Source organism: Confluentibacter citreus (genome assembly GCF_002807055.1).
GTDB classification, from domain to species: Bacteria; Bacteroidota; Bacteroidia; order Flavobacteriales; family Flavobacteriaceae; genus Confluentibacter; species Confluentibacter citreus.
Window position 1 is genome coordinate 849,789 of the sequence record NZ_NIXN01000001.1, and the last position, 12,048, is coordinate 861,836.

General features: G+C 33.6%; 13 protein-coding genes. 9 read left to right on the plus strand and 4 right to left on the minus strand.

Annotated features, from left to right (window positions below; translation table 11 throughout):
- Nucleotides 1-113 precede the first annotated feature (113 nt).
- Complete coding sequence (locus tag CDH49_RS03705; RefSeq protein WP_100614033.1) at nucleotides 114-2,957, plus strand: TonB-dependent receptor; 2,844 nt, start codon at nucleotides 114-116, stop codon at nucleotides 2,955-2,957.
- Nucleotides 2,958-3,041: 84 nt separating this feature from the next.
- Entirely contained in the window at nucleotides 3,042-4,070 is a 1,029-nt protein-coding gene (locus tag CDH49_RS03710) for a phytase (protein WP_100614035.1), read from the plus strand.
- On the opposite strand, the gene CDH49_RS03715 is transcribed toward CDH49_RS03710, so the two are convergent.
- Both CDH49_RS03715 and CDH49_RS03720 read right to left on the minus strand, forming a co-directional pair.
- Complete coding sequence (locus tag CDH49_RS03715) at nucleotides 4,037-4,870, minus strand: hypothetical protein (protein ID WP_157805272.1); 834 nt, start codon at nucleotides 4,868-4,870, stop codon at nucleotides 4,037-4,039. The genes CDH49_RS03710 and CDH49_RS03715 overlap by 34 nt on opposite strands.
- The gene (locus tag CDH49_RS03720; RefSeq protein ID WP_100614039.1) at nucleotides 4,851-6,158 is read right to left on the minus strand and encodes a purple acid phosphatase family protein; all 1,308 of its coding nucleotides are present in this window, start codon (nucleotides 6,156-6,158) and stop codon (nucleotides 4,851-4,853) included. The genes CDH49_RS03715 and CDH49_RS03720 overlap by 20 nt, the downstream gene beginning before the upstream one ends.
- Nucleotides 6,159-6,421: 263 nt before the next feature.
- Between CDH49_RS03720 and CDH49_RS03725 the strand changes: the two genes are divergently transcribed.
- The gene (locus tag CDH49_RS03725; protein ID WP_100614041.1) at nucleotides 6,422-6,820 is read left to right on the plus strand and encodes a Dabb family protein; all 399 of its coding nucleotides are present in this window, start codon (nucleotides 6,422-6,424) and stop codon (nucleotides 6,818-6,820) included.
- Nucleotides 6,821-6,927: 107 nt separating this feature from the next.
- Entirely contained in the window at nucleotides 6,928-7,197 is a 270-nt protein-coding gene (locus tag CDH49_RS03730) for a hypothetical protein (RefSeq protein ID WP_100614043.1), read from the plus strand.
- A gap of 25 nt (nucleotides 7,198-7,222) precedes the next feature.
- On the opposite strand, the gene CDH49_RS03735 is transcribed toward CDH49_RS03730, so the two are convergent.
- Nucleotides 7,223-7,693 carry a very short patch repair endonuclease gene (locus tag CDH49_RS03735; protein ID WP_100614045.1) on the minus strand — a complete coding sequence of 157 codons (471 nt, stop codon included), beginning with the start codon at nucleotides 7,691-7,693 and terminating at the stop codon, nucleotides 7,223-7,225.
- Between the two features lie 95 nt (nucleotides 7,694-7,788).
- A complete protein-coding gene (ahcY, locus tag CDH49_RS03740; RefSeq protein WP_100614481.1) occupies nucleotides 7,789-9,105 on the minus strand; it encodes an adenosylhomocysteinase in 1,317 nt (438 codons plus the stop codon).
- 128 nt (nucleotides 9,106-9,233) lie between these two features.
- Between ahcY and CDH49_RS03745 the strand changes: the two genes are divergently transcribed.
- The 5 genes from CDH49_RS03745 to CDH49_RS03765 are packed head-to-tail and all read left to right on the plus strand — an operon-like array spanning nucleotide 9,234 to nucleotide 12,046.
- On the plus strand, nucleotides 9,234-9,860 hold the full coding sequence (locus CDH49_RS03745; RefSeq protein ID WP_100614047.1) for a 4'-phosphopantetheinyl transferase family protein: 627 nt from the start codon (nucleotides 9,234-9,236) through the stop codon (nucleotides 9,858-9,860).
- Nucleotides 9,861-10,586 carry a geranylgeranylglyceryl/heptaprenylglyceryl phosphate synthase gene (locus CDH49_RS03750; RefSeq protein WP_100614049.1) on the plus strand — a complete coding sequence of 242 codons (726 nt, stop codon included), beginning with the start codon at nucleotides 9,861-9,863 and terminating at the stop codon, nucleotides 10,584-10,586.
- Nucleotides 10,587-10,645: 59 nt separating this feature from the next.
- Nucleotides 10,646-10,906, plus strand: coding sequence for a thiamine-binding protein (locus tag CDH49_RS03755; RefSeq protein ID WP_100614051.1), 261 nt, complete (start codon nucleotides 10,646-10,648; stop codon nucleotides 10,904-10,906).
- A complete protein-coding gene (gene pnuC, locus CDH49_RS03760; protein WP_193434709.1) occupies nucleotides 10,890-11,522 on the plus strand; it encodes a nicotinamide riboside transporter PnuC in 633 nt (210 codons plus the stop codon). Before CDH49_RS03755 ends, pnuC begins: the two co-directional genes overlap by 17 nt.
- Entirely contained in the window at nucleotides 11,483-12,046 is a 564-nt protein-coding gene (locus CDH49_RS03765; RefSeq protein WP_100614053.1) for an AAA family ATPase, read from the plus strand. The genes pnuC and CDH49_RS03765 overlap by 40 nt, the downstream gene beginning before the upstream one ends.
- Nucleotides 12,047-12,048 lie beyond the last annotated feature (2 nt).

Below are 12,048 nucleotides of genomic sequence, written 5' to 3' on the forward strand. Positions count from 1 at the left end.
TGCAAAATAGGGTGCTTTTTCCTTGATAATTTAACAGTAACATAAAAATCGTTTAAAATGCTTTATTGAGCTATTTTGTTATTTCGCCTAAATAACTAATCAAAAAAGCAATCATGAAAAAACACTACGTATTATTATGTATTACGTTACTATGTTCGTTAACCATTTTAGCTCAAAATGGAAATATTAAAGGGGTTATAGCAGATGAAAACGGTATGACTGTACCTGGGGCAACTGTAGTCATAGAAGAACTAAAAAAAGGAACTGTTTCAGACTTTGATGGAAATTTTACCATAGTGAATATTCCGCAAGGTACCTATCATTTGACAATTAAATATTTAGGATATTCAGATTTTAAGCAAGAGGCGGTTGTATCCGATTCAGAAACAATTAGTATCAACGTAATTTTAAAGTCTAGAGACACCGAATTAGATGAAGTTGAAATTACAGGGTATTCTTTAGGTGGACAGGCACGAGCTTTAAACATTCAAAAAAATAAACAAAACATCACCAATATTGTTTCAACGGAGCAAATTGGTAAATTTCCAGATGCCAATATTGGCGATGCCGTAAAACGTATTCCCGGTATTACGATGCAAGTAGACCAAGGTGAGGCTCGTAACATTATTATTCGTGGTTTATCGCCACAATTAAATTCCGTAACATTAAATGGTAGTCGTATCCCTTCTGCTGAAGGTGATAACAGAAATGTTCAAATGGATTTAATTCCAGCAGATATGATTCAAACCATAGAAGTAAGTAAAGCTGTAACACCAGATATGGATGCCGATGCATTAGGAGGTTCTGTAAACTTAATAACAAGAACATCGCCTCAAGGTTTTCGTTTATCTGCAACAGCGGGTTCTGGAGTAAGTTATATTACTAATAAAAGAATACTTAATGGCTCATTTTTATTAGGTGACAAGTCTAACGACGGCAAATTCGGCTACATGCTTTCAGCGTCATTCAATGATACTGATTTTGGCAGTGATAACGTTGAAGCAGAATGGGAAGACGAATTTGAATATAATGCATTTGATGATGAAGATAATTTACAAGAAGTAGAGGTAACCCCGTATGCTAAAGTATCTGAGATTCGAGAGTATTTAGTGCAACGTATTCGTCGTAGTTTTTCAGCAAATTTTGATTATAAACTAAATGACAATAATAACATCTATTTTAAATCCATTTACAATTGGAGAGATGATCGTGAAAATAGATTCGCTTTATCGCAAGAAATTTTGGATGGTGAAGATATTGCTCCAGGCGACTTTACAGTAGATGGAAGTGGTTATTTAACATCGTTTCCCGTAGAAGTGAAGAGACAATCCAAAGGAGGCATTAATAACAGCCGAAATAAAAACAGACGTTTAGAAGACCAACGTATGTTTAACTTTAGTTTAGGTGGGGAGCATTTGGCCAATGCTTTGCAAATAGATTGGATGGCTTCGTTCTCTAAAGCATCGGAAGAGCGTTTAAACGAGCGCTATTTGGAATATGAAGGTGAGTACAACATCATATTTAATAACAGTCAACGCAAACCATTATTTACGCCATTAAATATGGATGATACTGATTTAAATAATTTTGAATTTGGTGAGTTAACAGAAGAAAATCAATATACAGAAGAAAAAGATTTTAATTTGTTTACCAACTTTAAATTACCATTAAACCTATTCCAGCAAGAAGATGGCTTTTTAAAGTTTGGAGTAAGAGCTAGATTAAAAAACAAAAATCGAGATAACGATTTTACCGAATATAGTCCTGAAAGTGCAGGTTTTGAATTTTTAGGTGGTGTGCCAACACGTGATTATTCGGATATTAATTTTTTAGCAGGAAGGCAATATGCTACTGGCGCATTTGCAACTCCTGAGTTTTTAGGAGGGTTAAATTTAAATGATGCCGCTCAATTTGAAGCAGAAGGTTTGCCAGAAGAATATTTAACAGCAAATTTTGATGTAGATGAAAACGTATACGCTGGTTACGCTATGACTAGTCAAAAGCTATCCAATAATTTAAGTATGTTGGTTGGTTTAAGGTTAGAACACACCAGAATCAATAGTATAGGAAACGAATTGATTTTTGATGTGGATGGCGATTTCGCAGGAACTAATCCCTTGGAAGATGAAAGTTCATACACTAATATTTTACCAGGTATTCATTTAAAATATGATGCAACAGATAATACGGTTTTCCGTTTTGCGTGGACAAACACCTTAGCAAGACCAAATTATGTTGATCTAGTACCTTTTAGGGAAATTAACAATGAAGATGAAGAAATTTATTTAGGTAATTCTGAGTTAGATCCAACAACCTCCATGAATTTTGATGTGATGGCAGAACATTATTTTAAATCGGTGGGAATCCTGTCGGCAGGGGTATTCTATAAAGACATTAAAGATTTTGTATACACAAGTCAGTCAGAAGACACCAACGGTTACGAAGTATATCAACCATTAAACGGTGAGGGCGCTACTGTGCTTGGGGCAGAATTTTCATTACAACGTCAGTTGGATTTTTTACCGGGTTTTGCAAAAAACTTTAGTATTTATTTAAACTACACCTATTTAACCTCTGATGCCAAAGGCATTAAAAATGAAGACGGTGAAGAACGTAGTGATTTGGACTTGCCACAAACGGCTCCAAATATGTTTAATGCCTCTTTAGGTTACGCTAGTAAAAACTTAAGCTTGCGTTTATCTGGAAATTATTCAGATTCTTACATAGATGAAATTGGTGGTCGTGCTTTTGAAGACAGGTATTATGATGAACAGTTCTTTTTAGACTTCAATGCCAATATTTCAATAAATAAAAATTTAAGTTTATATGTAGATTTAAATAATATCACCAATCAGCCTTTGCGCTATTTCCAAGGTGAGAAATCTAGAACTATGCAAATGGAATATTATGGGAGACGCTTAACCTTTGGTTTAAAATACGATTTGTTTAAATTATAATTGATAAAAAAGGGCATATTTCACGGTTGAGATTGCCCTTTTTTTATTTTTACTACTAACCTAAACACTATAATAATTCAAATCATGATAAACCATTCCTTAAAGCCATTCCTGATTTTCACTTTAATAAGCCTTGTTTTTTCTTGTAACACCAATAAGCTACTAGAAATATATCCCGATATTATTAGTGAAAAATCACTGCACGATACTGATGATCCAGCCATATGGGTTAACTACGAAAATCCAGAACAAAGCATCGTTTTCGGCACCGATAAGGATACCGATGGCGCCATTTACGCCTACGATTTAAATGGTAAAATTATCGAAAGTAAAACCATAAGAGGCTTAAAAAGACCCAACAATGTTGATATTAGGCAAGGGTTTAAAATCAATGATTCTGTAACTATGGATATCATGTCGTTTACAGAAAGAGAACGTGGGCAAATACGACTATTCTCAGTACCAGATATGCGTGAGTTAGATAATGGGGGATTTCCAGTTTTTGAGGATGAAACCAATCAGCTCTATCGACTACCAATGGGCATAAGTTTGTACAAGTCGCCAAAAGATGGGTCGCTTTACGCTATTGTGGGTAGAAAAGACGGGCCAAGCGAAGGGTACTTGTATCAGTACAAAATTGAATATGCCGATGACAAAGTAGCTTTAACCTTTATAAGAAAATTTGGTAAGTACAGTGGTAAGAAAGAAATTGAAGCTATTGCTGTAGATGATGCTCTTGGATATGTTTACTATTCCGATGAAACTTTTGGTATCAGGAAATATTATGCAGAGCCAGCAATGGGCAACGAAGAAATCAGTGTTTTTGGTGGTGATACCTTTAAACGCGATAACGAAGGTATAGCCATTGTTGCTTTAGAAGGAAAAAAAGGCTACATTATTGTCTCTAATCAACAAGCCGAAACTTTTAATATTTTTTCAAGAGAAACCAACGCTTTTATCAAACAAATAAATCTTACCACCAAGCAAACCGATGGCTGTGATGTGGTTGCTACTCCATTAAATGACACCTTTAAAAGCGGTTTGTTTGTAGCTATGAATGAGGAGCAAAACTTCTATTTTTACGATTTAGGCAAACTTGGGCTGGAAGAATAATTTTCAGCTTTATTTTTTTGATTCCAAAAAATAAGCAACACAAGCGGTAATCCAACATGTGGAACTCTGATTAAAAATTCGGAGTAGTTTAAAATACTGGCATCAACAATTCTAAATAATGAGGTTAGGAAACCCCAAAAAATCAACCAGTATATTAGGGCTTTAAAAGGTTTAAACAGGACTAAAATAGCTGCAAGTATATCTATAATTCCTATGATAATCAATAATTGTTCTGCTTGTTTTTGTTTCAAGGTAATGGAAGTATAATCACCAAAAAATCCTAAGATGTAATCAATATATAAAGCGTTTTTTGAAAAGCAGCCTATGCCATGAGCCATAAAAATTAAAAAAATGGATAACTGAACAGCTAATAAAAACAACGGACTAAAATTGGGTTTTTGTTTATAATCGCAACTCAAGGCATGCAAAGTTAGGATTGGTAACCACCATTTTGAAATTGCAGAAATTAATGTTAATTCCAAAAGAGACTTGCCGCCATTAAAATAGTTTAGCAAGGCATAGCCTATAAGAAAAAGGGTGATGGCCCATAAGCACAGTTTATAGGTAGCTTTAAAAAATATTCCTATCAAACAAAAAATCAGAACAATTGCCAGGCTCTTTTCTGTCCAAAATGAAAACGATTCGCTAAAACCATTGTCAACCACAAGAATAGAACTTATAACGGCACCTTTAATTAACTGTAAGCAAAAAGCAATTACATAGATTAAGAGGGTGAATTTTAAGACTTGTACTATACTTGTAACACCTTTTAAACTAATGTTAGTTATCAATACTCTCAACTAAAAATGGTTTAGCATGGATATTAAAGGTGTGTAGTGTATCCTGTTCTATTCCAAATGCAGTAACATTGGCGATAGAATCATAAACAGAAACTTTCCATAAATGGTGTTTGCTCTCTACAATACTTTCTTTTCCAAAATACCATCTACTTGGGTCTGGATCCCGTTGCGGAACACCTAAGCCGCCTTCGCCGACGTAAATGATACCATTTTTGTCAACTTTACCATTTAAGATGGGCATTGTTTTTTTAAGCGCATGTCCATCAGATTCTAAGGCCAAACTAATTTTATATTTTTCAAACAATGGCACCCAATATTTGCGAACGTGGTAGAAATCTTCACTGTCGTAATCTTTTACGGCAGGATAGGCTGGTTTGTGATATTGAACAAACATCCAATTATTTTTTGCACGATGTCCTTCCAAAACCTCTTCAAGAAATTCTAATTGATCGCCAGCCATACTGGTTTCTGTATTGAGTGTAATCAACGCTGAACTTGGTGTGATTTGAGTCATGAAAAAATAACCATCACTGTACTCATTGCTTATTTCGCCTAACCAAAAATTTTCCAGAAATCCTATTTCATGTTCATGATTACCTCTTGTGATGATCAATGGGAGAATACGGTTGTCCTTCGTAATGGTTAAAGCATGGTCTTCAAACCAATAATATAAATGCCGCCAATCTGCGGTAGTGCAATAGTCGCCACCGTGTGCAAATGCCATGATTGAAGCATCTTCTTCAGTCATTTTGGCAATCATTTTGTTTATTTTTTTTCTTTCAACTAAGGGTGTTCTTCCTGCAAATCGCGGTTTTTCACCACCCAAACGGGAATCACCACCAGATATAAATGCATAAGGTTGTTCTTTATCTGGAGCTGTGATAAAATTATAAATTTCGGAGCAGCTATTATCAGTACAATTTTTAAAATAATATGTTGTGGATGGTTTTAGGTTATTTAATTCTGCGTGATGATAAAATGCTTCAGGAACACCTTCGTCGTAATCCATTTTCCTCATGAATATTTTCCCGTCTTTTGAACTATTCAATTTAAAAGCAGAATCGTTATTTAAATTGGCAACTGTATCATACAAAACATAATTGTCTTTACCTAAAAGTGTACTGGTCCAAGATATAATAGCGTGTTCAGAAGGCTTTTCTGTCCAGATCACACGTGGATGCATTACTTGAAGTTTTATATCATCACTTTGGCTTGGTTTCTCTTTTTTACAAGAGTACAGACTTAGTAAACAACAGAAAACTAAAATAAATTTGGATTGGATTTTCATAATGGTTTTTGTTTAATAGGGAATCAATTCAGTACCTCAAATATCTAATATTTAAACTCAATTTTTAGACAACTGGATTTATCAAATTGTTAAGTATCGCTAAGTTTAAACCCGATTTTTTAGTAGAGTAAAACCATTTTATTAAATATCCTAAGGCCCATTCGGAAAAAAGAAAGGTTTTTTAGTTTTTAATCCATAGACCTATTTTTACTAGGTTCAAAATTAAATTGTTGTATTTTTGAATAAATCGAAAAGCAATGATTATGAAATATATTTTAAAAGCTAGTTTAATATTTTTATTTGTTATGAATTTATCTGAAATACAAGCACAAGAACCAAACCCCGAATTCGACCATCATTTTACCCATGTTGTTTATTTTTGGCTTAAAAATCCGGATAGCGCAGATGACAAAAAAGCGTTTTTAACATCGCTTAAAAATTTCATGACAAAAAGTGAGTATGCCAAAACCAAGTTTATTGGCGAGCCAGCAGGCACATCCCGAGATGTTGTAGATGGTAGTTTCACATATTCATTGATACTCACGTTTCCATCAAAAGATATTCAAGATAAATACCAGAAAGAACCATCACACTTAAAATTTGTTGAAGAATCCCAACATCTTTGGGAACGAGTTGTAGTTTATGATTCGGTAGGCTTATAATAAAGGTCAAGTTCTTTTAAATTAAGAATCTTTTAATTGATTTTCATTCAATAAATTAGTAACTTAGGCTATTAAAAAACAATATTTTTAATAAAATTAATAGCTATATGGAACCTTTCAGATCAGAAATTAGAAATACCCCAAGCGAACAAACCATCAAAATTTATTTAAGTGATGAGTCTTTAGATATGAAAATCAAACATCATTTAGAAAGTTTTAATGAGATTGATTTTATTGAAATTAGCGAAACCATTGCCCAAAACAGAAGCGATGAAAACCTGACTGTTTTTTTAAAAGAGGGTATAGATATCAATAAAATGAAAGCCAGTATTGACTCAAGTTTGTGGTGGTATTTTGAAGAGGATTTAGTGGATTGATTTGATTTTGTATATAATTTGAGAATCAATTAATATTCCCAGTATTTATATAAACCAAAACATCATTAATGCATTTGTCCAATTCGTTTTGTATGTCCTTGCTCCAAAATCTGAAAACCATATAACCCATATCTTGTAGTTCTCGATTCACTTCCTTATCGCGTTGCATATTGCGTTCTATTTTTGGAATCCAAAAGCCACGATTGTTTTTTATGGTTTCTCTTCGTTCATCCCAATTGTAACCATGCCAGAACTCACCATCAATAAAAATAATTAATTTGTATTTTTTTATGGAGATATCGGGTTTCCCAGGAAGTGTTTTATTATTGATTCGATAACGAATCCCTTTTGCCCACAAGGCTTTACGAAACAATAATTCTGGCTTGGAGTTTTTACCTTTTATCTTGCTCATTATTTTAGAGCGTTTTTTAGTAGTATAAAAACCAGAAGCTTCGTTAAAACGCGGGACAATTATTTTAGGTTCTTTGTATTCCATAATCTCTATGGAATTTAAGGATATTTATTGAAATGAAAAAACCCTCACATGGTTGCAAGGGTTTCTAATATCTAAAAGCGCAGCGTTCTAACTGTCTAATATCTATAATACTCAGGTTTAAAAGGTCCTTGAACGTCAACACCTATATAATCTGCTTGGTCTTTACGAAGTTCTGTAAGCTCAACGCCAATTTTAGCTAAGTGCAATCTTGCTACTTTTTCATCAAGATGTTTAGGTAACATATACACATCATTTCCGTAAGCATCACTATTTGTCCAAAGTTCAATTTGAGCTAAGGTTTGGTTTGTAAATGAGTTGCTCATTACAAAACTTGGGTGGCCAGTAGCACAACCTAAATTCACCAAACGGCCTTCAGCCAAAATGATAATATCTTTACCGTTAATGGTGTACTTGTCAACCTGAGGTTTAATGGTATTTTTAGTATGACCGTGATTTTTATTCAACCAAGCCATATCGATTTCATTATCAAAATGCCCGATGTTACAAATAATGGTTTTGTCCTTAACAGCTTCAAAATGTTCGCTACGCACAATATCTTTATTTCCTGTAGTAGTAATAATAATATCGGCAGTGGCAATAACGGTTTCTAATTTTTTAACCTCAAAACCATCCATAGCTGCTTGTAAGGCACAAATGGGGTCAATTTCAGTAACCGTTACAATACTTCCTGCTCCTTTAAAAGAAGCAGCGGTGCCTTTACCAACATCGCCATAACCGCAAACAATCACTCGCTTACCTGCCAACATAATATCGGTAGCACGACGAACAGCATCTACAGCACTTTCTTTACAACCGTATTTATTGTCGAATTTAGATTTTGTAACACTATCGTTTACGTTAATAGCAGGCATTGGTAACGTGCCATTTTTTACACGTTCGTAAAGTCTGTGAACACCTGTGGTGGTTTCTTCACTCAATCCTTTTATACCAGCAATCAATTCTGGATAACGGTCTAAAACCATGTTTGTTAAATCGCCACCATCATCAAGAATCATGTTTAATGGTTTTCTGTCATCACCAAAAAACAAGGTTTGTTCAATACACCAATCAAATTCTTCTTCGGTCATGTCTTTCCAAGCGTAAACCGATGTTCCAACGGCGGCAATAGCTGCAGCAGCTTGATCTTGAGTCGAGAAAATGTTGCAAGAACTCCAAGTTACTTCAGCGCCCAGAGCTTGTAATGTTTCAATTAAAACTGCAGTTTGAATGGTCATGTGCAAGCAACCTGCAATTCTAGCACCTTTAAGTGGTTGAGAATTGCCATATTCTTCGCGAAGACTCATAAGTCCAGGCATTTCAGCTTCCGCCAATTCTATTTCTTTTCTACCCCAAGCTGCAAGCGATATATCCTTCACTTTATTAGCTACGTAAGGAATTGTTTTTGTACTCATATCAATTTTTCTTTTTCTTTTAAAACCAAACATTCTTGAGATTAGAACTTAAATAGTTAAATTCGCTTATCAAAAATGATCATCAATTAAGACTGTGCAAAGATAACTAATAACTTTCAGAATATTAAATGCCTCTTTATAAAACCATTACTCCAAATTCAAAAACAATTGTTAAAATCTGGAAGATTGAGGAATCTTTTGAAGCCTTGTTTCAAACCGTTAACTTAAAACCGGAAAGTGTAAGGCGTGTTTTAGGAATGAAGAGCGAGCTGCATCAATGCGGGTTTTTAAGTGTTAGAAAGCTTTTGGCTGAATTCGGATATTCAGATTTTGATTTGTTTTATGATGCCTTCGGAAAACCGCATTTAAAGGATGGGAAACAAATTTCAATTACCCACTCATTTAATTTTGCGGGAGTGATAGTTAGTGATGGTAGTATTGGGATTGATATTGAAAAACAACGAGATAAAATAGCTGTTATTGCTCATAAATTTATTGGTTACGAAGCGGAATATTTGCATGAAAACGATGAGAATTACATTAAAAAATTAACTGCCATTTGGTGTGTAAAAGAAGCCTTATATAAACTTTTTGCAACACCATTCTTAAGTTTTAAAAAGCATTGCTTGGTTATTCCAGTTTCGGATAATGAAACGGAAACGGTAGCTTGGATTGATTATGAAAATAAAAAGGTTAGATACCATATCCAGTTTCTAGAATTTGAAGGTTTTACTTGTGCTTATGCCATTCCCTAAATGAATAGTATTTATAGAAACATAGAATATTCAATAAAAAATGGCGAGAAACTATTGGCAGTTTTAATAGATCCTGATAAATTTTTTATTGAAAAAGTTTCTGAATTTATTGAAAAAATAAACAAATCTCTGGCGACACACATTTTTGTTGGTGGCAGCACCGTAAATGAACACGATACTGAGTTTTTAGTAATAGAAATTAAAAAGCATACTAAGCTTCCTGTTATATTATTTCCAGGTGATGTTACCCAAATCACAAACAAAGCCCATGCATTATTATTTTTAAGTTTAATTTCTGGAAGAAACCCAGAATACTTAATAGGGAAGCATGTAAACGCTATTTCAAAACTAAAAAATACAAATTTAGAAGTCATTCCAACAGGTTATATCTTGATTGAAAATGGAAAAGAAACGGCTGTTGAAAAGGTGACTAAAACAAAACCGATACCTAGAAAAAGTATCGAGGAAATTGTTAACACTGCCAAAGCAGGCGAGCTCTTAGGAATGAAACTTATATATTTGGAAGCTGGTAGTGGTGCTAAAACTCCCGTTACAAGCCAAATAATTAGTTCGGTAAAGCAGGAATTGGAAATTCCATTAATTGTTGGCGGTGGTATTAGAAATAGAGAACAATTGGAAAATGCTTATAATTCTGGAGCGGATTTAGTAGTCATAGGTACCGCTTTTGAAGAAGATGAATCTTTCTTTAATGAGTTGAAAGGATAAAAATCCAGATGATTGAATGCTCTTATATCTCATTTCTATTGTCTATAATCTTAAAAAACATGAAAATATCAGTAGAATTAACGTTAACACCATTGCAAGATACTTATGAGCCTGCCATCATTCATTTTATTAAAAAACTAAGGGCTTCTAATTTAAAAGTTTTGGAAAATCCTTTAAGTACTCAAGTTTATGGAGATTATGATGATGTGATGCGGGTGCTTACAACCGAAATAAAAGAAGCTTTTGAACTTGTAGAACGTGGTTTGTTGTATATGAAAATTGTAAAATCAGACAGACACGATTATGAACCCCATTTTTGATTTTTTTTTAAAAGCTTATCAAGATAAAAGCACTTTTGTAATTATTCTGGAAGCAGTTGTTTTGGTTACTGGAATTGCAAGTGTTTGGTATGCTAAAAAAGAAAATATCTTAGTTTACCCCACAGGATTAATTGCAACTGTAATTTCAGTTTATCTTTTATTATTAGATAAATTATATGGAGATATGATGATAAATTTTTATTTTTCCATAATGAGTATTTATGGTTGGTGGAATTGGTCACGAACTGAGAACAATCAAAAAGTAGTCAAAATTTCAAGAACAAACACTAAGGAAAAAATGATTGGTTTGGGTTTGTTTTTTTTAACGGTAGCTTTTACATATGTGGTTTACAGCATTTTTGGTAATGAAATAACAATATCAAATTATGTTGATATGGTTACTTCTGGCATGTTTTTTACTGCTATGTGGTATATGGCAAAAAAGAAAATTGAAAACTGGATGCTTTGGATTATAGCAGATATAATGACTGTTCCGCTATATGCTTATAGAGGGTTGGGGATACTGTCGTTTCAATATATAATTTTCACAATTTTGGCGATACAGGCCTATTTTTTATGGAAGAAAAGTTTAAACAACAACCAGCTAATTGTATAAAAGTAGTTTTGTTTGGTCCAGAATCTACTGGAAAAACAACATTGTCATTACAGCTAGCGAGATATTATAATTCTGTTTGGGTGCCAGAGTATGCGCGGGAATATCTTCAAGACAAATGGAACAACGAACGTAAAACTTGTGAACCACAGGACTTATTACCCATAGCTGAAGGTCAAATGAATTTAGAGAATAAGCTTGCTCAAAAAACCAATACCATTTTAATTTGCGATACGGATTTGTTAGAAACCAAAGTATATTCAGAAGCTTATTATTTAGGTTATTGTGATCCAATTCTTGAAAAATATGCTTTAGAGAATACATATGATTTATATTTTTTGACTTATATTGACACCCCTTGGGAAGCGGATGATTTAAGAGACAAACCAGACCATAGGGAGGCTATGTTTAAGGCCTTTGAAAACGCATTGATTGATAACAATCGCCCGTATGTTTTATTAAAAGGAAATAAAAAAGAACGCTTGGAAACAGCTGTAAAGTATATAGATAAGCTATTAAAAAAATAACA